The sequence below is a fragment of the Halobacterium wangiae genome (genome assembly GCF_021249345.1).
In the GTDB taxonomy this organism is placed as follows: Archaea; Halobacteriota; Halobacteria; order Halobacteriales; family Halobacteriaceae; genus Halobacterium; species Halobacterium wangiae.
The window spans coordinates 2,378,040-2,396,790 of sequence record NZ_CP089588.1; the positions used below are offsets into that span (position 1 = coordinate 2,378,040).

17 protein-coding genes are annotated in these 18,751 nt (G+C 67.7%); 10 read left to right on the forward strand and 7 right to left on the reverse strand.

Features of this window, described 5'->3' with window-relative positions:
• Positions 1–156: 156 nt before the first annotated feature.
• The gene (locus tag LT965_RS12475; RefSeq protein WP_232701132.1) at positions 157–1,338 is read right to left on the reverse strand and encodes a redox-regulated ATPase YchF; all 1,182 of its coding nucleotides are present in this window, start codon (positions 1,336–1,338) and stop codon (positions 157–159) included.
• A gap of 105 nt (positions 1,339–1,443) precedes the next feature.
• Here LT965_RS12475 and LT965_RS12480 point away from each other — a divergent pair, with 105 nt between their 5' ends.
• Entirely contained in the window at positions 1,444–2,568 is a 1,125-nt protein-coding gene (locus LT965_RS12480) for a CNNM domain-containing protein (protein ID WP_232701133.1), read from the forward strand.
• A gap of 11 nt (positions 2,569–2,579) precedes the next feature.
• Here LT965_RS12480 and LT965_RS12485 read toward each other — a convergent pair whose 3' ends face one another.
• A complete protein-coding gene (locus LT965_RS12485; RefSeq protein WP_232701134.1) occupies positions 2,580–2,870 on the reverse strand; it encodes a hypothetical protein in 291 nt (96 codons plus the stop codon).
• 29 nt (positions 2,871–2,899) lie between these two features.
• Positions 2,900–3,745 carry a polymer-forming cytoskeletal protein gene (locus tag LT965_RS12490; RefSeq protein ID WP_232701135.1) on the reverse strand — a complete coding sequence of 282 codons (846 nt, stop codon included), beginning with the start codon at positions 3,743–3,745 and terminating at the stop codon, positions 2,900–2,902.
• A 115-nt stretch (positions 3,746–3,860) separates the two neighbouring features.
• On the opposite strand from LT965_RS12490, the gene LT965_RS12495 reads away from it, so the two are divergent.
• From LT965_RS12495 to LT965_RS12510, 4 genes are all read left to right on the forward strand, one after another.
• A complete protein-coding gene (locus tag LT965_RS12495) occupies positions 3,861–4,058 on the forward strand; it encodes a DUF5800 family protein (RefSeq protein WP_009761985.1) in 198 nt (65 codons plus the stop codon).
• 52 nt (positions 4,059–4,110) lie between these two features.
• Positions 4,111–4,248, forward strand: coding sequence for a hypothetical protein (locus LT965_RS12500; protein WP_232701136.1), 138 nt, complete (start codon positions 4,111–4,113; stop codon positions 4,246–4,248).
• A gap of 109 nt (positions 4,249–4,357) precedes the next feature.
• The gene (locus LT965_RS12505; protein ID WP_232701137.1) at positions 4,358–4,795 is read left to right on the forward strand and encodes an Ig-like domain-containing protein; all 438 of its coding nucleotides are present in this window, start codon (positions 4,358–4,360) and stop codon (positions 4,793–4,795) included.
• Positions 4,796–4,931: 136 nt separating this feature from the next.
• A complete protein-coding gene (locus LT965_RS12510) occupies positions 4,932–8,015 on the forward strand; it encodes an FAD-binding and (Fe-S)-binding domain-containing protein (RefSeq protein ID WP_232701138.1) in 3,084 nt (1,027 codons plus the stop codon).
• An 11-nt stretch (positions 8,016–8,026) separates the two neighbouring features.
• On the opposite strand, the gene pan1 is transcribed toward LT965_RS12510, so the two are convergent.
• Positions 8,027–9,244, reverse strand: coding sequence for a proteasome-activating nucleotidase Pan1 (gene pan1, locus LT965_RS12515; RefSeq protein ID WP_232701139.1), 1,218 nt, complete (start codon positions 9,242–9,244; stop codon positions 8,027–8,029).
• Positions 9,245–9,368: 124 nt separating this feature from the next.
• On the opposite strand from pan1, the gene LT965_RS12520 reads away from it, so the two are divergent.
• From LT965_RS12520 to rad50, 3 genes are all read left to right on the forward strand, one after another.
• Positions 9,369–9,611 (forward strand): MarR family transcriptional regulator, encoded by a 243-nt coding sequence (locus LT965_RS12520; RefSeq protein ID WP_232701140.1) that lies wholly within the window; start codon positions 9,369–9,371, stop codon positions 9,609–9,611.
• A gap of 177 nt (positions 9,612–9,788) precedes the next feature.
• The gene (gene mre11, locus LT965_RS12525; RefSeq protein WP_232701141.1) at positions 9,789–10,976 is read left to right on the forward strand and encodes a DNA double-strand break repair protein Mre11; all 1,188 of its coding nucleotides are present in this window, start codon (positions 9,789–9,791) and stop codon (positions 10,974–10,976) included.
• The gene (gene rad50 / locus LT965_RS12530; RefSeq protein ID WP_232701142.1) at positions 10,973–13,636 is read left to right on the forward strand and encodes a DNA double-strand break repair ATPase Rad50; all 2,664 of its coding nucleotides are present in this window, start codon (positions 10,973–10,975) and stop codon (positions 13,634–13,636) included. Before mre11 ends, rad50 begins: the two co-directional genes overlap by 4 nt.
• A 270-nt stretch (positions 13,637–13,906) precedes the next feature.
• Here rad50 and LT965_RS12535 read toward each other — a convergent pair whose 3' ends face one another.
• From LT965_RS12535 to LT965_RS12545, 3 genes are read right to left on the reverse strand one after another with little or no spacing between them, the layout of a single operon-like run.
• Positions 13,907–14,332: a DUF7346 family protein gene (locus tag LT965_RS12535; RefSeq protein WP_232701143.1), complete on the reverse strand. Its 426-nt coding sequence runs from the start codon at positions 14,330–14,332 to the stop codon at positions 13,907–13,909.
• A gap of 60 nt (positions 14,333–14,392) precedes the next feature.
• On the reverse strand, positions 14,393–14,671 hold the full coding sequence (locus LT965_RS12540) for a DUF7322 domain-containing protein (RefSeq protein ID WP_232701144.1): 279 nt from the start codon (positions 14,669–14,671) through the stop codon (positions 14,393–14,395).
• Positions 14,672–14,710: 39 nt separating this feature from the next.
• Complete coding sequence (locus LT965_RS12545) at positions 14,711–14,905, reverse strand: DUF7331 family protein (RefSeq protein WP_232701145.1); 195 nt, start codon at positions 14,903–14,905, stop codon at positions 14,711–14,713.
• Between the two features lie 104 nt (positions 14,906–15,009).
• Here LT965_RS12545 and LT965_RS12550 point away from each other — a divergent pair, with 104 nt between their 5' ends.
• A complete protein-coding gene (locus LT965_RS12550) occupies positions 15,010–17,700 on the forward strand; it encodes a DNA-directed DNA polymerase (protein ID WP_232701146.1) in 2,691 nt (896 codons plus the stop codon).
• A 138-nt stretch (positions 17,701–17,838) separates the two neighbouring features.
• Positions 17,839–18,744: an ABC transporter ATP-binding protein gene (locus LT965_RS12555; protein ID WP_232701147.1), complete on the forward strand. Its 906-nt coding sequence runs from the start codon at positions 17,839–17,841 to the stop codon at positions 18,742–18,744.
• Positions 18,745–18,751: the final 7 nt, after the last annotated feature.

An 18,751-nucleotide genomic window follows, 5' to 3' on the forward strand; every position in this document is an offset into this window, starting at 1 on the left:
CAGATTTGATATCTGTTCCACTTTTATTATCCATATATACGCTCCTTAGGCAGCGCGTGTATATAACCTTGTTAACACTCCCCGGGGTTCGGCGGTTCCAGTTTCTCACGCTTCGCTGAATACAGCAATCGCGCCCGGAACCACGGGGCGGTTCGCCTACTTCGCCGTCGAGACGATCTTCACCACGTCGCCCTCCTCGAGTTCGTAGCTCTCGCCGACCTCCCGCTTCGTCTTCGCGTTCACCGCGTGGAGGTAGCCGTCGCCGATGTCCGTGTGGACCGCGTACGCGAGGTCCACTGGCGTCGACCCGGACTCGAGGAGGAACGCGTCCGGCAGGACGTTCCCCTTCCCGTCGGTCCACTTCGACTGGTCCTGGACGGGGTACGCGGTCACCATCCCGAGCAGGTCGTACACCGCGTAGTCGAGACCCTGCTGGACGCCGGTTCCGCCGTACTCGACCATCGTGTCGCGGAGCGTCTCCAGGGTCTCGCGCTGCTCGTCGCTCACGTCACCAGTGATCTCGAAGCTCTCGTCGCCGGGGTCGTAGTCGACGACGCCCGCGTCGGCGCCACGGCGCAGCGCGAGTTCGCCCTGCGCGGTCGCCGGAATCACGGGCTTGTCGAGGTTCAGCAACTTCTCGACGTGCTCCGGGGGTGCGATGTCTATCTTGTTCGCCACGACGACGATGGGTTTCGTGCGCTCGCGGACGCCGCGGGCCAGCGTCTCGCGGTCCTCGTCCGTCCACTGCATCGGGTCGTCGGGGTAGTCGAACTCTCGCAGGACGGCCGCCACCTCGTGCTCGCTCGCGCCGAACCCCGTCATCAGCTCCGTGACGGCCTCCTCGATGTCGAAGCCGGGTGAGCGCGACTGGCGCTCGACGGACTCCCAGTTGTCCTCGACGATGCCCGCCAGCCAGAGGTCCATCTCCGTCTCCACGAAGTCGATGTCCTCGACCGGGTCGTGGCTGCCCGGTTCGACGGGTTCGCCCTCCGCGTTCGTCGCGCCCGCGGCGTCCACGACGTTCACGATGACGTCCGCGTTCGTGAGTTCGTCGAGGAACTGGTTGCCGAGGCCACGGCCCTCGTGGGCACCCGGCACGAGCCCCGCCACGTCCAGCAGTTCGACGGGCACGTAGCGTTTCCCGTCGTGGCAGTGTTCGTGCCCGCAGCGCTCCTCGCGAGTGAGACACGGACACTCCGTGCGGACGTGGGTGACGCCGCGGTTCGGGTCGATGGTGGTGAACGGGTAGTTCGCGACGTCCACCTCCGAGCGCGTCGCCGCGGTGTAGAACGTGGACTTGCCGGCGTTGGGTTTCCCGGCGAGCGCGATCGAGAGCATACCGAAGGGTAGCGCCACCGCGGAAGAATGGCTTTCGGTTGGACGGCTCTCGCCTGCCCGGAATCGCCAAAAGAAGTTTCCAGCCACTGTGTCAACGTACAGACGATGAACACCATCGAGGTAGCCGCGCGGCTGCTCGCAGGTGTCGGCCTCATCCTGGCGAACGGGTTCTTCGTCGCCATCGAGTTCGCGTTGACGCGCGCCAGGCAGTTCACCGAGTCGGATTTCGTCGGTGGGAACCCGGCGCTGGAGCGCGCCTGGGAGATGACCAACAACCTCGAGATCTACCTGACGACGTGCCAGGTCGGCATCACGGCGTCGAGCATCGCGGTCGGCATCGTCGCGGAACCCGCGCTGGCCGCGCTGTTCGAACCGTTCTTCGCGGAGACGTGGCTCGCGTCGGTCGGCGCCGGTGCGCTCGTCGCCTTCTTCATCATCAACCTCGTCCACCTGACGCACGGCGAGCAGACGCCGACGTACCTCGGCGTCGAGCGGTCGCGGCTGGTCTGCAGGTACGGCGCGACGCCGCTGTACTGGTTCAACGTGGCCATCTCGCCGCTCATCACGCTCGGCGACTACGTCGCGAAGGGGACCCTGGCGCTGTTCGGCGTCGAGATGACGGGCGCGTGGCTGGAGACCGAGGAGGACGTCATCGAGACGCGCGCCCAGCTCCGCAGCCGCGTTGAGGACGTCCTCGAGGAGGGCGAACTCAGCCAGGAGCGCCTCAACGAGGTCCTCGGCGCGCTGGAGGCGGGCACCACGACCGTCGACGAGGTGATGGTCGACGTCGACAACGTCGTCTTCCTCTCGACGGCCGCCTCCATAGAGGAGAACGTGGACGTCCTCGAGTCGACACACCACACCCGCTACCCGCTGGTCGGCGAGGACCCCGAGGAGCTGGAGGGCGTCGTCTACGTTCCGTCCGTTATCGAGCACCTCGACGACATCCGCGCCGGCGAGATGGACCTCGAAGCACTCGCGGCGCCACCGATGACGGTCACCGCCGACGCGACGGTCAGCGACGCCGTCGACCAGTTCCAGGTCGAACACCAGGAGCTCGCGCTCGTCTTCTCGGCGGGGAACGTGGTCGGGCTGTTGACCGCGACGGACGCCTTCGAGGCGGTGATGGGGGAACTGGAGGACCCGCTCGACGAGGCGGTCGACGACGAGGACGTGGACAGCAGCCGACTGGACGACGGCCTGGGTGACGCCACGGGCGTCGACGACTGACGCCGCGGTTCTCAGGCGCGAGCGAGTCGCCGGGCCGCACTACCTGCGGCCCCCACGAGCAGGTAGACGCCGAGGACGACCCACCCGAGGTCGAGGAGGAGGTTCAGGGGCGTGTACCCCCAGCCACTCAGCGCGCCGCCGAGGACGGTCGTCCAGCCGTGGGCGCCAGTGAGTAGCGAGAGGAGGCCGACGGCGGCGACGACACTCTCCCGCCACAGCGTCAGTCCGACGAACAGCGGCGTCTCCGGGGTCGTCGGCCTGGTCTCTGTGCCGTGCACGTCGCTGGAGGGCGAGTCGGACATGGCCGGAACTGCGTGCAGAACGAACTAAACTATTCGGGGTCGCGGTCGGCGCCGCTGCCGAGTCGCATCTCGCCGGTCGCGCGGATGACGCCGTCCACTTCGGCGTCCTCGTGGATCTCGACGTCGCGGCCGGAGACGTCGCCGAGGACGACGGCGTCGTCCTCGACGGTGACGTCGCCGTCGCGGGTGGTCACGTCGCCGTGGATCTTCGTCCCGGGGCCGACGACCACCTCGTCCTGGGCGCGCAGGCTGCCGAAGATGTTGTTGTCGCGGCCGACGTCGATGGCGGTGGCGCGGATGTTGCCGTGGAGCCGGCAGTCGTCGCCGATGGTGGCGGGCGTCGAGACGCGCCAGGCGTCGTCGGAGACGCTCGCCGAGCGGGGGATGCGCAGTGGGTCGAGGTCGCCGTCCGTGGCGAGTTCGTCGACCAGCTCTTGGGCCTGCTCCTCCTCGCCGAGTCGGAGCAGGTGGGTGAGGTACATCACGAAGAACGTGATCGTCGGCATCGGGTTGCGGATGACGATCCAGCCCGAGGCCTCGAACCCCTCCTCGATGTCCACGTCGTCGCCGATGTCCAGGTCGCCGCCGACGACGAGGCGGCCCGTGATGTGGGCTCGCTCGCCGAGGTAGGCGTCCTGGCCCGCGAGGACGTTGCCGTCGACCTCGCACCACATGTCGAGTCGGCAGTCGGCCTCCGCCTCGATGTCGCCGTCGACGGAGACGCGTTCGCCCGCGACGACGTTCCGGCCGCGAACCCCGAGTTCCACCGCCGACTGACCGCCGACGAGTACGTCGCCGTCGGTGACCAGGTCGTGTTCCTCGACGGTGGTACCGTCGGGGACGACGAGTTCGTCGATCGGGTTCGTGCCGAGCACACGCGCCCCGAGTTTCCGCACGGCAATAAACCCCGCGAGAACGCAAGCCGGCCGTCAGACGCCGGCCCGCCCCGCGGACGGCGGACTTTTGTCCACCCGCCCGATAGCGTACGGCATGACGACCCTCTCGTTCGAGGACGACGGCGTCGACGTCGTCTACGACGGAACGGAGTTCCACATGGAGAAGGAACTCATCGAGGACGCGACCCAGAAGAACTACCACGACGTCACCGACCACGAGGTGCTCAAACTGGTCGAGAAGAACCCGTCGCTGTCGGGCGAACCGCGCCGTATCGGCGACATCGTGGACTGACCGCGACCCACACGATGACAACGTTTACGTCCGTCGCCCGGAACGTTCCACCATGAGCGCTGCCCGCGACGAGTTCGACCACCCGTCCTGGTCGACGGCACTCGCCACGTTCCTCAGCTACGGCCTCATCCTGCTGGTGATGACAGTCCTGCTGTTCCTCGTGCCCTACGGCATCTTCCGGTTCCTGTAACCGCAGCTCCTCCGCGTTCGATGGGCTGGACTCGTTGGACAGTACGTCTGTGAGTACACGCCGTCGGAGCCTGAAGACATATACCGCTCCTGCAGGCATACTGACGTGAATGTCGCGGCAGGCCCTCCAAGTGCTCGCTGTCACGGCCCTCCTCGCCCTCGCAGGGTGTACGACCGGCGGCCAGACGGCGACGACCACCACGACCCCATCGAGTACAACCACGGCGACGCCGACGACGGTCCAGACGACGGTTCCGCAGGCGGACCGCGTCCCGTTCTCGCTGGAGAACGAGGACGACGAGAGCCATACCGTACACCTCGTCGTCAGTAACGGGTCAGAGGCGGTCTACAACGACACCGTCACGATAGCCCCCGGAACCCAACGACCCGTCACGAACCTCACTGGACAGGGGACGACCTACCACGTCGTGGCGACGATGGACGGCGCCGCCTTCGAGCGGAACGTCACCCTCAAGCCGGGACTCCTGGAGAGCGGTGTCGCAGTCAACGAGTCCGGGGCGTTCGAGTACACTTACCTGGTCAACTAGCTCCCGTGTCGACCGACCGTTCTACACCGCCTACCAATTCCCGAAACTCGACTCCACCGCTACGTACCGCCAGACGCCCCTCCCCACTCCTGGTTTGGCAGACATTAACAATCAGGAGCGCGTAGCACAACAGGTTGTGGCCACGGACGACACCGACCTCAGCGACTACGGGGCGTTCCGGGACGCTCGCGGGCACGCCCACCCGGACGCGGCGGCGTACGCGGACCTCGCCGCGGAACTCCGGCGCGCCGTGGACGGCGAGGTACGATTCGACGAGTACGCCCAGGTGCTGTACGCGACGGACGGCAGCATCTACAGCGCGCGGCCCGCGGGCGTCGTGCTCCCGAGGCACGCCGCGGACGTCCAGCGAGCAGTCCGCGTCGCCGCCGATCACGACGTGCCGGTGCTCCCGCGGGGGGCCGGGTCGTCGCTCGCCGGGCAGGCCGTCGGCGAAGGCTGCGTGGTAGTGGACACGAGCAAGTACATGGACGACGTCGTCGACGTGGACCCCGAATCGCAGCGGGCGACCGTCCAGCCCGGGGTCGTACAGGACCACCTGGACGCCCGCCTCGCCGACCACGGCCTCAAGTTCGCGCCCGACCCGGCGTCGTCGAACCGCGCGACCATCGGCGGCGGCATCGGGAACAACTCCACGGGCGCCCACTCCGTCCGCTACGGCATCACGGACGCCTACGTCGAGGAACTCGACGTGGTGCTCGCCGACGGCTCGCGCCTCCACGCCCGAGAGGTCGTCCTCGACTCGCCGGAGTGGGACGCCATCGTCGCGAAGGACGACCGCGAGGCCGACGTCTACCGGACGGTCCGCCGCCTCGTCGAGGAGAACGCCGCGGAGATAGCCGAGCGCTACCCCGAACTGAAACGCTGCGTCTCCGGGTACAACCTCCAGAAAGTCGTCTACGAGACCGACGACGGCGAGCGGGCGATCAACCTCGCGAAACTAGTCGTCGGCGCCGAGGGGACCCTCGGAGTCGTCGTGGAAGCCACCCTCGACCTCGTCACCGTCCCGGAGGAGACGGCGGTGGCGCTGTACTGCTTCCCCGACCTCGTGAGCGCGATGGAGGCCGTCCCGGTCGCTCTCGACCACGACCCGAGCGCGGTCGAACTGATGGACGAGGAGGTGTTCCGCCTCGCGGCCGACTCCGCGGAGTACGCCGCCTACGTAGAGCCGATACCCGAGGACTGCGCCGCCGCACTGATGGTCGAGTTCGACTCGGAAGTGCAGGCCGACCTCCGGGTCGCCGTCGACGCGACCACCCGCGAATTCGTCGACGGCGGCGCCGCCTTCGACGCGCTGGAGGCGTTCGACCCGGACGCACAGGCCGACCTGTGGAAACTCAGGAAGGCCGCCATCCCCCTGTTGATGAGCCTCGAGGGCGACCCGAAGCCGTACCCGTTCATCGAGGACGCCTCCGTCCCGCCCGCGGAACTCGCCGACTACGTCCGGGAGTTCCAGGCGGTGCTCGACGACCACGGCACGTCGGCGGCGTACTTCGCGCACGCCGGCGCCGGGACCCTCCACGTCCGCCCGATTCTGAACCTCAAGGATGGCGACGGCGTCGAGACGATGCGCGCCATCACCGAGGACGTCACCGACCTCGTGCTCGACCACGGCGGCGCGTTCTCCGGCGAGCACGGTGACGGCCTCGCGCGCACCGAGTTCAACCCGAAGATGTACGGCCCTGACCTCTGGGCGGCGTTCAAGGACCTCAAGACGGCGTTCGACCCGGACTGGCTGTTGAACCCGGGGAAGGTCGTCTACCGCGACGAGGGCGACGTGCCCGACCCCGGGCACCTCCGCGACGGCGAACCAGCGGACGTCCGCGAACGACTCCGCTACGGGCCCGACTACCAGTCCGTCGAGCCGCAGACGACGCTCGACTTCTCCGAGGACGGCGGGTTCGGCCACCTCGTCGAACTGTGCAACGGCTGCGGGACGTGCCGGCAGACCGACTCGGACGTGATGTGTCCGACCTACCGCGCGTCCCGCGACGAGATCGAGACGACGCGGGGGCGCGCGAACCTCCTGCGGGCCGCCATCTCGGGGGACCTCCCCGAGGACGAACTGTACACCGAGCGCTTCCAGGAGGAGGTGCTCGACCTCTGTGTCGGCTGCAAGGGCTGTGCGAGCGACTGTCCGACGGGCGTCGACCTCGCGAAGCTGAAGGCCGAGGCGAAACACCAGTACCACGAGCGCGAGGGTTCCGGCCTGCGCGAGCGCCTGTTCGCGGACGTCCACCGGCTCTCCGCGTGGGGGAGTCGACTCGCGCCGCTCTCGAACTGGGCGACCGACCTCCCCGGAGCGGACTGGCTCGCCGACCGGACGCTCGGCATCGCCCCAGAGCGCGACCTCCCGACGTTCCGGGCCACGACGTTCACCGACTGGTTCGACGCCCGGGCGAGCCAGCCACCTACGGACCCCGTGGACCGCGTCCTCCTCGTCCCCGACACGTTCACCGAGTTCACCAACCCCGAGGTCGGGAAGGCGGCGGTGCGCGTGCTGGAGGCCGCGAACGTCCACGTCGACGTGGCCGAGTCCCGACCGTCGGGCCGCCCGGCGTACTCGCTGGGCTTCCTCGACCGTGCCCGCGAGCGCGCCGGGGCCACCGTCGACGTGCTCGCTCCCGCCGTCGAATCCGGCTGGACACCCGTGTTCGTGGAACCGGCAGATGCCGTGATGGTCCAGGACGAGTACCGGGATCTGCTCGGCGAGGCGCCAGGCGCCTCGGAATCAGCGAGCGGTGAGCGAAGCGACTCGCGAGCCGACGGGCAGACGGTCGACCGCGTCGCCGACGCCACACTCGGCGTCATGGAGTACCTCGACCGCGAACGTGTAGGCGAGCGCCTCGAGTTCGCCGCGGGCGAGGAGTCCCTCGCCTACCACGGCCACTGCAACCAGAAGGCCGTCGGGACGGACCACCACGCGGTCGGCGTGTTGCGTCGGGCGGGGTACGCCGTCGACCCCGTGGACGCGACGTGCTGCGGGATGGCCGGGAGCTTCGGCTACGAGGCCGAACACTACGACCTCTCGCAGGCCATCGCCGACGACCTCGTCGAGAAGCTCGGAGCGAGCGACAGCGACACCGTCGTCGCACCGGGCACGTCCTGCCGGACGCAACTGGGGGATCGCGCGGACGCGGGCCGGCCGCACCACCCCATCGAGAAGGTAGCCGCGGCGCTGGAAGGCCGAAAGAGACCGTAGAGGTGCGGGGATTACGCGAACGTCCGGGACGGCTCGGCGGTCGTCGCCTCGGAGTCCTGTTCGAGTTTGTCGCGGGCGTTCCGGAAGTCCGCCATCGTGATCTGCTTGCGGTCGTCGCGGATGGCGAACATGCCGGCCTCCGTGCAGATGGCCTTCACGTCCGCGCCCGAGAGGTCGTCGGTGTCCGCCGCGAGTTCGGCGAAGTCGACGTCGTCGGCGACGTTCATCTCGCGGGTGTGGATGCGGAAGATCTTCTCGCGGCCCTCGACGTTCGGGTTCGGCACCTCGATGAGGCGGTCGAAGCGGCCCGGGCGGAGGATGGCGCGGTCGAGCATGTCGAAGCGGTTGGTGGCGGCGATGATGCGGATGTCGCCGCGCTCGTCGAAGCCGTCCATCTCGGAGAGGAGCTGCATCATCGTGCGCTGGACCTCGGCGTCACCGCTGGTCTTCGAGTCCGTGCGCTTGGACGCGATGGCGTCGATTTCGTCGATGAAGACGACGGCCGGCTCGTGGTCGCGGGCGACCTGGAACATGTCGCGGACGAGTTTCGCGCCCTCGCCGATGAACTTGTGGACGAGTTCGCTACCGGCCATCTTGATGAACGTCGCGTCGGTCTGGGCGGCGACGGCCTTCGCCATCAGCGTCTTCCCGGTACCCGGTGGGCCGTGGAGCAGCACGCCGCTCGGCGGGTTGATACCGACAGTCTCGAACAGTTCGGGGTCGCGCATCGGGAGTTCGACCGTCTCGCGGACCTCACGGAGCTGCTCGTCGAGGCCGCCGACGTCCTCGTAGCCGACGTCGGGGGACTCCTCGACCTCCATCACGCGAGCGCGGACGTCGGCCTCGTCGTCGAGGCGTTCGACGACGGACAGCGAGTTGTTGACCGCGACGCGGGCGCCCGGCTCGAGGTCCTCCCGGAGCGAATCGGTGACCTCGGTGAGGGCTTCCTGGTTGTTGCCGTGCTGCTTGATGACGACGCCGTCGTCGTTGAGTTCCTGGACCGTGGCGACGAACAGCGGCGACTGCTTGAGCTTCTTGTTCTCGTGGGTGAGCCGTTCCAGCTTCTGCTGGTACTTGTTGTTCTCGGCGTTGGCGTCGAGGAGCCGGTCCCGCATCTCCTCGTTCTCGTCTTCGAGGTCCGAGAGCCGCTCCTCGAGCGCCTCGATCTTCTCCTGCTGCGAGGCGCTCTCCTCGTAGGGCAACTCGGCGTCCTCAACGGTCTCGGTCATCACGATTCGGTAAGGCGCTGGTTCATAAGAGGCTTCGGGTGGTCGAACTCTCCCACCACTCGAATTACTGCAATGCATTTTCGATAGCGAAACCATTATCTAAGTGCATTCAGTAGGGGTGGGTATGAGCGCCACCGCAATCGACGCCGACACGGTCGAAGCTCTCGAAGACCTGCCACCGAGCGCGAAGCTCGTCGCCAAGGTCCTGGAGTACAACGACACCCTCACCCAGAGCCAACTCGCCGAGGAGACGCTGCTGCCGGCCCGCACCGTCCGCTACGCGCTCACCCGTCTCGAAGAGCAGGACGTCGTCGAGTCCCGCTTCTCCTTCTCGGACGCCCGCAAGCGCATCTACACGCTCGCCTGACGACGACGCCGCTCGCCTGACGACGACGCACCCGCCACGCCCGTCCCGTCTCGCTGTGTCTGTCGCCGTCCGGTGGCTCCCGCGCGTACTGTCCTCCGCCTCGACTCCTCGGAGCCGGTCTGCGGTCGCCCGAAGCGCCGAAGCTTTATCCGACGTACCGCTACATCTTCACAGCAAATGGTTCGCGTCATCCACACGGGGGACACACATCTCGGGTACCGCCAGTACCACTCCCCCGAGCGCCGCGAGGACTTCCTCGAGGCCTTCCGGTCGGTCGTCGACGACGCCGTCGAAGCTGACGTCGACGCCGTCGTCCACGCGGGCGACCTTTACCACGACCGGCGGCCAGGCCTCCGGGACATCCTCGGTACCATCTCCGTCCTCCGACCGCTCCGCGAGAACGACATCCCGTTCCTCGCCATCGTCGGCAACCACGAGGGGACCCGCGACGCCCAGTGGCTCGACCTCTTCGAGACGCTGGGGCTGGCCGAACGCCTCGACGAGACCGGCCGACGGGTCGGCGACACCGTCTTCTACGGCCTCGACTACGTCCCCGAGTCCAGACGTCCGGACCTCGACTACGAGTTCGAGGAACCGGACGCCGACAACACCGCGCTCGTCTCCCACGGCCTCTTCACGCCGTTCGCACACGCCAACTGGGACCTCGACGAGGTGCTCGACGAGTCGAACGTCGACTTCGACGCGGTGCTCCTCGGCGACAACCACGCCGCCGACACCGCGCAGGTCGAGGACACCTGGGTCACCTACTGCGGGTCCACCGAGCGCGCCAGCGCGAGCGAGCGCGACCCCCGCGGCTACAACCTCATCGAGTTCGACAGAGAGGTGACCATCTCCCGGAAGGGCCTGGACACCCGCGACTTCGTCTTCGTGGACGTCGACCTCGGCTCCGAGGACGGCACGGCCTACGTGCGCGAACGAGTGAGAGAGCACGACGTCGAGGACGCCGTCGTCGTAGTCACCGTGGAGGGCGACGGCGAGACGGTGACACCCGCTGAGGTCGAGCGCTTCGGCGACGAGCAGGGCGCACTGATCACGCGCGTCAACGACCGCCGGGAGGTCGAGACGGAGACCGACGTGGAGGTGTCGTTCGCCGACCCCGACAACGCCGTCAGGGAGCGCGTCCGCGAGATGGGGCTCAGCGAGGCGGGTCTCGACGTCGACGACGCGGTCCGCGACCTCGAACTGGCTGACTCGAACGTCCGCGACCGCGTGCGAGAGCGCGTCGAAGCGGTCCTGGACGGTGACGAGGAGGCGGCAGGGACGACCACAGACGCCGAGGAACCGGAAGTGCCCGAAGAGCCGGGCGAACAGGCGCAGGCGACGACCATGGAGGAGTTCCAGTGAGGTTCACCCGCGTCTCCCTCCGGAACTTCAAGTGCTACGAGGACGCGGACGTCCACCTCGACCCCGGCGTAACTGTCATCCACGGGCTCAACGGCAGCGGGAAGTCGAGCCTGCTGGAGGCCTGCTTCTTCGCGCTGTACGGCGCGACGGCCCTCGACAAGACCCTCGAGGAGATCGTCACCATCGGCGCCGAGGAGGCGGAGATCGACCTCTGGTTCACGCACGCGGGCGACGACTTCCACATCTACCGGCGCGTCCGGAACACCGGCGAGCGCGCGTCGACGCCCGACTGTACGCTCGAGACGCCGTCGGGGAGCATCGACGGCGTGACGGACGTGGAGGCGTACGTCACCGACCTCCTGCGGATGGACGCGGAGGCGTTCGTCAACTGCGCGTACGTCCGCCAGGGCGAGGTGAACAAGCTCATCAACGCCTCCGCGAGCACCCGCCAGGCGATGCTCGACGACCTCCTCCAGCTCGGGAAACTCGAGGACTACCGCCAGCGCGCCGGCGACGCCAGACTCGGCGTCGAGGACGTCAAGAGCACCGTCGAGGGGAGACTCCAGGGCCTGGACGAGCAGATCGAGACCAAGGAGGCCGAGGACCCCCACGAGACGCTCGCCAGCCTGAAGTCCGAACTGGCGGACGTCACCGACGACGTCGAGCGCTACGAGGACCAGCGCGACAGCGCCCGGGAGACCCTCGAAGACGCCGAGGACGTCCTCGAACGCTTCGAGGAGAAACGCGAGGAACTCGACGACGTCACGGGGACCATCTCGGACCTCCGTGAGTCCATCGCGGAGACCGAGTCCGACCGCGAGGACCTCGCCGAGCAGACGGCCGAGCACCGCGAGCGCGCCGCCGAACTGGACGACGAGGCCACCGAACTCCTCGCCGAGACGGACCTCGCGGACGCCGACGTCGAGGCGGTCGAAGCGAGACGCGACGACCTCGTCGACGAGCGCGAGGCCGTCACCGAGCAGATATCCGAGGTGGCGCCCGCGGTGTCGAAGCTCCAGACCGAGGCGGACAACGCCGCGGACCGCGCTGACGACCTCGAGGAGCGCGCGGAATCGGCCCGCGAGGACGCCGCGGAATTGGACGAGGAGGCGGAGGCGGCCGAGGAAGCGCGCGAGGACGCCGAGGAACGAATCGCGGAACTGAACGAGTCCATCGAGGACGCGAAAGCCGCCTTCGAGGACGCGCCCGTGGCCTTCGGTGAAGCCGAGCGCCACCTCGAGTCGCTCGAAGCGGACCTCGAGGACCTGCGGGAGCGCCGCGAGGACGTCGGCGGCGACCTGCAGTCCGCGCGGGACCGCGTCGCGGAGGCCGAGGAGCTACTGGACGCGGGGAAGTGTCCGGAGTGCGGTCAGCCGGTCGACGGGTCGCCGCACGTCGACGGCGTCGAGGAGTACCGCGAGCGCGTCGCCGACCTCGAGGCCGAACTCGACGCCGTCGACGAGGACGTCGAGGACGTCCAGGCTCGCATCGAGCGCGCCGAGGCGCTCGTCGAGCGCGAACGCGACGTCGGCGACCACGAGCAGAACCGCGAACTCGCCGTCGAACGCCGCGAGGACCGCGCCGAGGCCGTCGACGAGGCGCGCTCGGCGGCCGAGTCCAAGCGCGAGCAGGCCGACGAACTCGCCGACGAGGCGGCGACGGCCCGGGAAGAGGCCGAGGCGAAACGCGAAGCGGCCGACGACAGACGCGAGGAACTCGCGGACCTGAACGCGCGCCAGAGCGACCTGAAGGAGCGCGTCGAGCGCCTCGGCGACCTGGCGGACGTGCTCGCGGACGCCGCGGACCACCGCACGGAGGCCGAGCGCCTCGCAGAGAAGCGTACGGACCTCGCCGACCGCAACGAGGAGCGCCGCGAGCGCCTCGACGACCTCCGGGAGCGCAAGCGCACCCTCGAGAGCGAGTTCGACGAGGACCGAATCGAGCAGGCGAGAGCCGACAAGGACCGCGCCGCGGACTACCTCGAGAAGGTCGAGCCCCGGCTGGAGAAACTGTACGAGGACCGCGACGAGCTACAGGGACAGATCGGCGCCGCGGAGAACGCCATCGAGGAACTGGAGGCGCTCCGCGAGCAGCGCGAGGCCGTCGCCGAGCGCCACACGGAACTCAAGGACCTCCACGACGAGGTGTCCGACCTGGAGGCGATGTACGGCGACCTGCGCGCGGAACTCCGCCAGCAGAACGTCACGAAGCTCGAACGCCTCCTCAACGAGACGTTCGAACTCGTCTACCAGAACGACTCCTACGCGCGCATCGAACTCTCCGGGGACTACGAGCTGACGGTGTACCAGAAGGACGGCGAGGCGCTCGAACCCGACCAGCTCTCCGGCGGGGAGCGCGCGCTGTTCAACCTCAGCCTGCGGTGTGCCATCTACCGGCTGCTCGCGGAGGGTATCGAGGGGGAGGCGCCGCTGCCGTCGCTCATCCTCGACGAACCCACCGTCTTCCTCGACTCCGGCCACGTCTCCCAGCTCGTGGAACTCGTCGAGTCGATGCGTCGGCTCGGCGTCGAACAGATCGTCGTGGTGAGCCACGACGACGAACTCGTGGACGCCGCCGACGACGTGGTCCGCGTCGAGAAGGACGCCACGTCGAACCGCTCGCGCGTGGTGCGCGACGAAGCGGGGCTGCTCGCGGACTGACAGGTCCGATCGGGACAGTCAGTCACTACCCGCGTCGGTTCGTGTTGGGTACCAGATTGGTAACAGAAGTTTTCTCTACCCCGACTACAGAGGAGGTGCTATGTCAGCGGTGTCAGAGCTGCACACATTCGCCGGAGGACTGGGCGTTGTTGGCGCGTCGCTGCTCGTAGCCGGGGCAGTGACGTCCGCGTCCCCCGTGTGGGGGCTCGGGGTTGGCTCGTCAGCGGTCGCACTCGCCGTCTTCGCCGGGTCGCGTGGGTTCGTCCCCGCCTAGTCCTCGCGGAGTACATCGACGCCGCGCTCGCCGGCGTCGGTGAGTGCGTAGCCGCGTTCGCCGCCGACGGTCGCCTCCTCGACGAGGCCGGCGGCCCGGAACTCCGTGAGGGAGCCGACCATGTCGCTCTCGCAGACGTCGTAGGCGGCGAGCATCTCGCGGGCGGCCAGCGGGCCGCGGTCCGCCAGGTCGACGAGCAGACCGAGGTGCCAGTCGGCGTGGCAGGCGCGGACTACCTGCCGGGCCTCTGCCGAGACGGCGGTGGCGAGGGCGTCCAGGGGGGACTCGCCGCTCGCCGGTTCGAGGTCGTCGTTCGGGAGGTGGCGGCGCTCGCCGGTCGCCGGGTCGCGGACGAGGCTGCTGTCGCCGCTCTCCTTGAGCAGGACGTAGATCGCTCCCTCGTCGTCGCGGACCGTGCGCATGCCTCGAAGCAGTAACTCCGCGGCGTTAGGAGTTGCGTTCGCTCGCGCTCTCCCGCCCGGTCACTCCTCGCGGGTGTAGACACGGTACTTGTAGTAGCCGTAGAGACCGAGAATGACGCCCGCGGCGAGGAGGCTCCCACCGGTGTCCCACTGGTTGCGGAAGACCGCGAGCATCGCGCCGACACTGCCCGCCATCAGCGCGACGTTGAAGACGAGGACGAGCAGCCAGAACTGCCGCTGGAGGCGCGGGTCGGCGTCGGACTCGTCCGGGACGTCGACGGAGGGCGCGAGCTCTCGCTCGGCCTCGGACTCCTCGTTCCCGAACAGGTCGTCTAACACGCGAGAAAATCCGGGATGGCGGTGGAAAAGCGTTGCCTCTCAGAGTGCGTCGCCTAGCGACACCACGTCCGTCGCTTTGAGCCACGCGAGCGGATTCTGCGCGTCGTAGAATACGACGCCGTCCTCTGTGTCGTAGGACTCCACGTCGTCTCGGGCGTCGGTGCCCTCGGGCAGCTGTGGGACTTCGTTCTGGCGATTCGCGTCGCCCGCTGCGTGGTCAGTCACGTCTGTCACCTCGCACTTTGGTAAGGTGTAACATGGTATAAGCCTTCCCCCGGTGACGCATTTCGCCGGTCGGAAGGGCGAGTTTTTAGGGTGGACGGTCGAATGACCCAGCAATGAGCAACACGGACCTCTCCCAGTTCATGCACGAGGGCGGGGAGTCGGACGAGCAATCGCCCGACGAGGACGTCGTGCACGCGGAAGCGGAGGTCGTGGCCGGCGACGCCGACCCGGTCGTGACCGAGATCGTGAACGCGGAGGCGGACGCGCTCCCGGACGCCGACGGCGACGTCGAACTGATGGTGACCCAGGTCGACTACACCGTCGAGGGGAGCGGCGACCGGCAGCGCCCGGTCGTCCACGTCTTCGGCCGCACCGACGACGACGAGGCCGAGCACGTCCGCGTCCACGGCTTCCGCCCGTACTTCTACGCGCCGACGGCGAATCTCACGGCGGACGACCTGACCGACGACGTCATCACCGGCTCCGAGGACGGCTACGAGTCCATCCGTGGCGAGGAACTGACGAAGATCTACGGCCGTACCCCGCGGGACGTCGGGAACGTCCGCGACCGCTTCGACCACTACGAGGCGGACATCCTCTTCCCGAACCGCCTGCTCATCGACAAGGACATCACGAGCGGCGTCCGCGTGCCCGAGCGCCGCGCCGACGACGGCGCCCTCTATGTCCACCACGACGAGATCGTGGCCTGCGACGTGGACGCCAGCCTCCGCGTCAACACCTTCGACATCGAGGTCGACGACCGCTCTGGGTTCCCGGAGGACGGCGAGGAACCGGTCGTCTGCCTCGCGAGCCACGACTCCTTCCGTGACGAGTACATCGTCTGGCTGTTCGAGGCACCCGACGCCACCACCGACTCGCCCGACGACCTCGCCGACCACGACCTCCTCGACGAGGACGCGGCGGCGGACGTGCGCGTCTTCGACACCGAGGAGGCGATGCACGAGGCGTTCATCGGTTACATCGTCGAGACCGACCCGGACGTGCTCACGGGGTGGAACTTCGACGACTTCGACATGCCGTACCTCGTCGACCGCCTCGACGTGCTCGGCATCGAGTCCGACCGCCTCTCGCGCGTCGAGGAGGTGTGGACTTCCGGCTGGGGTGGCCCGAACGTGAAGGGTCGCGTCGTCTTCGACCTGCTGTACGCCTACCAGCGCACGAAGCGCTCCGAACTCGACTCCTACCGCCTCGACGCGGTCGGCGAGCAGGAACTCGACGTCGGGAAGGAGCGCTACGCCGGCGACATCGGGGACCTCTGGGAGAACGACCCCGAGCGCCTGCTGGAGTACAACCTCCGGGACGTCGAACTCTGCGTGGAGATCGACCGCAAGCAGTCTATCGTGGCGTTCTGGGACGAGGCCCGGAAGCTGGTGGGCTGCAAACTCGAGGACGCGACGACGCCCGGCGACGCGGTGGACATGTACGTCCTGCACAAGGCGTACGGCGAGTTCGTGCTGCCGTCGAAGGGCCAGCAGGAGGCCGAGGAGTTCGAGGGCGGCGCGGTGTTCGACCCCATCACGGGCGTCAAGGAGAACGTCTCCGTGCTCGACCTGAAGAGCCTCTACCCGATGTCGATGGTGACCATCAACGCGTCGCCGGAGACGAAGGTCGACCCCGAGGAGTTCGACGGCGAGACGTACAAGACGCCGACTGGCGTCCACTTCCGGAAGGAACCCGACGGCATCATCCGGGAGATGGTCGACGAACTGCTCACCGAGCGCGACGACAAGAAGGAACTCCGCGACCAGCACGACCCGGACTCGGAGCCGTACGCCCGCTTCGACCGCCAGCAGGCAGCCGTGAAGGTCATCATGAACAGTCTGTACGGCGTGTTCGGCTGGGACCGCTTCCGGCTGTACGACCGGGAGATGAGCGCGGGCGTGACGTCGACGAACCGGGAGGTCATCTCGTTCACCGAGGACGCCGCCAACGACTTCGGCTACGAGGTGGCCTACGGCGACACCGACAGCGTGATGCTCGAACTCGGCAGCGAACTCTCGAAGGAGGAGGCCATCGAGACGTCCTTCGACATCGAGGACCACATCAACGCGTCCTACGACGAGTTCGCCCGGGAGCGACTCAACGCCGAGGAGCACCGCTTCCAGATCGAGTTCGAGAAGCTCTACCGCCGGTTCTTCCAGGCGGGGACGAAGAAGCGCTACGCCGGCCACATCGTCTGGAAGGAGGGCAAGGACGTCGACGACATCGACATCACTGGCTTCGAGTACAAGCGCTCGGACATCGCGCCCATCACGAAGGAGGTCCAGAAGCGCGTCATCGAACTGGTCGTCGTGGAGGGCGACGTCGACGGCGTCGAGGAGTACGTCCACGACGTTATCGAGGACTTCCGCGAGGGGAACGTCGACCTCGACGACATCGGCATCCCGGGCGGCATCGGGAAGCGCCTCGACAACTACGACACGGACACTGCGCAGGTCCGGGGCGCGAAGTACGCCAACCTCCTGCTGGGGACGAACTTCGACCGGGGCTCGAAACCCAAGCGCCTCTACCTGGCGAAGGTCCACCCCGAGTTCTTCCGCCGCGTGGAGGACGAGCGACCGAGTATCAACGAGGACCCCCTGTACGTCGAGTTCAAGACCGACCACGACGTCATCTGCTACGAGTACGCCGACCAGATTCCCGACGAGTTCGAGGTGGACTACGACGTGATGCTCGACAAGACGCTGAAGGGCCCCATCGAGCGCATTCTGGAGGCGTTAGACGTCTCCTGGGAGGAGGTCAAGACGGGCCAGACCCAGACCGGTCTCGGCAGTTTCACGTGAGTCGCCGTGCGGCGATAACTGCCCGAACTGTGTGAATTCTTCACGAATCGCGAACTCCTGTTTTCGTTTCCAAAAGGAGTTGCCGAAAATGCGTAACCGTTATGGGGCGCTCGCACCTTGTCTAGGATGACCTAATCGATGGCTACGCTAGAACTCAAAAACGTACACGCGGAAGTGGCAGAGGACGGTGGAGAGACGATTCTCAACGGGGTCGACCTCGAAGTTCCGTCGGGCGAGATCCACGCCCTGATGGGCCCGAACGGCTCCGGAAAGTCGACCACGTCGAAGATCGTCGCCGGGCACCCGGCCTACGAGGTGACCGAGGGCGAAGTGCTGCTCCACCTCGAGGACAGCGACTTCGGCGACGTCGAGATCCCCGACGACAAGCGGACGTGGAACCTCCTCGAACTGGAGCCGAACGAGCGCGCCGCGCTCGGCATCTACCTCGGCTTCCAGTACCCCGCCGAGATCGAGGGCGTCACGCTCGTCAACTTCCTCCGCACCGCGCTCAACGCGAAACTCGAGGAGCGCGACGAACTCCTCTTCGGCGAGGACGAGGACGAAGACGACGAGGACGCGGGCTACGAGACCTCCCCGATGGAGGGGCCCGCCGACGAAGGCGAGGTCAGCGTCGCCGACTTCCAGGCGCTGCTCTCCGAGAAGATGGAGCTGCTCGACATGGACGAGTCGTTCGCCACGCGCTACCTCAACGCCGGCTTCTCCGGCGGCGAGAAGAAGCAGAACGAGGTCCTCCAGGCCGCAGTCCTCGAGCCCTCGATCGCGGTGCTCGACGAGATCGACTCCGGCCTCGACATCGACCGCCTCCAGGACGTCGCCGACGGCATCAACGCCCTGCGCGACGAACAGGACGCCGGCATCCTCCAGATCACCCACTACCAGCGCATCCTCGACTACGTCGAGCCCGACCGCATCCACATCATGCTGGACGGCGAGATCGCCATGGAGGGCGACGCGGAGCTCGCCAAGAAGCTAGAGGACGAGGGCTACGACTGGGTCCGCGACCAGGTCTACGGTACGGCCTAACACAATC

Bases quoted from the DNA above. Each gene is read 5' to 3' on its own strand.
- LT965_RS12475 (WP_232701132.1), bottom strand. From the start codon at position 1,338: ATGCTCTCGATCGCGCTCGCCGGGAAACCCAACGCCGGCAAGTCCACG.
- LT965_RS12480 (WP_232701133.1), top strand. From the start codon at position 1,444: ATGAACACCATCGAGGTAGCCGCGCGGCTGCTCGCAGGTGTCGGCCTC.
- LT965_RS12485 (WP_232701134.1), bottom strand. From the start codon at position 2,870: ATGTCCGACTCGCCCTCCAGCGACGTGCACGGCACAGAGACCAGGCCG.
- LT965_RS12495 (WP_009761985.1), top strand. From the start codon at position 3,861: ATGACGACCCTCTCGTTCGAGGACGACGGCGTCGACGTCGTCTACGAC.
- LT965_RS12500 (WP_232701136.1), top strand. From the start codon at position 4,111: ATGAGCGCTGCCCGCGACGAGTTCGACCACCCGTCCTGGTCGACGGCA.
- LT965_RS12505 (WP_232701137.1), top strand. From the start codon at position 4,358: ATGTCGCGGCAGGCCCTCCAAGTGCTCGCTGTCACGGCCCTCCTCGCC.
- pan1 (WP_232701139.1), bottom strand. From the start codon at position 9,244: ATGACCGAGACCGTTGAGGACGCCGAGTTGCCCTACGAGGAGAGCGCC.
- LT965_RS12520 (WP_232701140.1), top strand. From the start codon at position 9,369: ATGAGCGCCACCGCAATCGACGCCGACACGGTCGAAGCTCTCGAAGAC.
- mre11 (WP_232701141.1), top strand. From the start codon at position 9,789: ATGGTTCGCGTCATCCACACGGGGGACACACATCTCGGGTACCGCCAG.
- LT965_RS12535 (WP_232701143.1), bottom strand. From the start codon at position 14,332: ATGCGCACGGTCCGCGACGACGAGGGAGCGATCTACGTCCTGCTCAAG.
- LT965_RS12550 (WP_232701146.1), top strand. From the start codon at position 15,010: ATGAGCAACACGGACCTCTCCCAGTTCATGCACGAGGGCGGGGAGTCG.
- LT965_RS12555 (WP_232701147.1), top strand. From the start codon at position 17,839: ATGGCTACGCTAGAACTCAAAAACGTACACGCGGAAGTGGCAGAGGAC.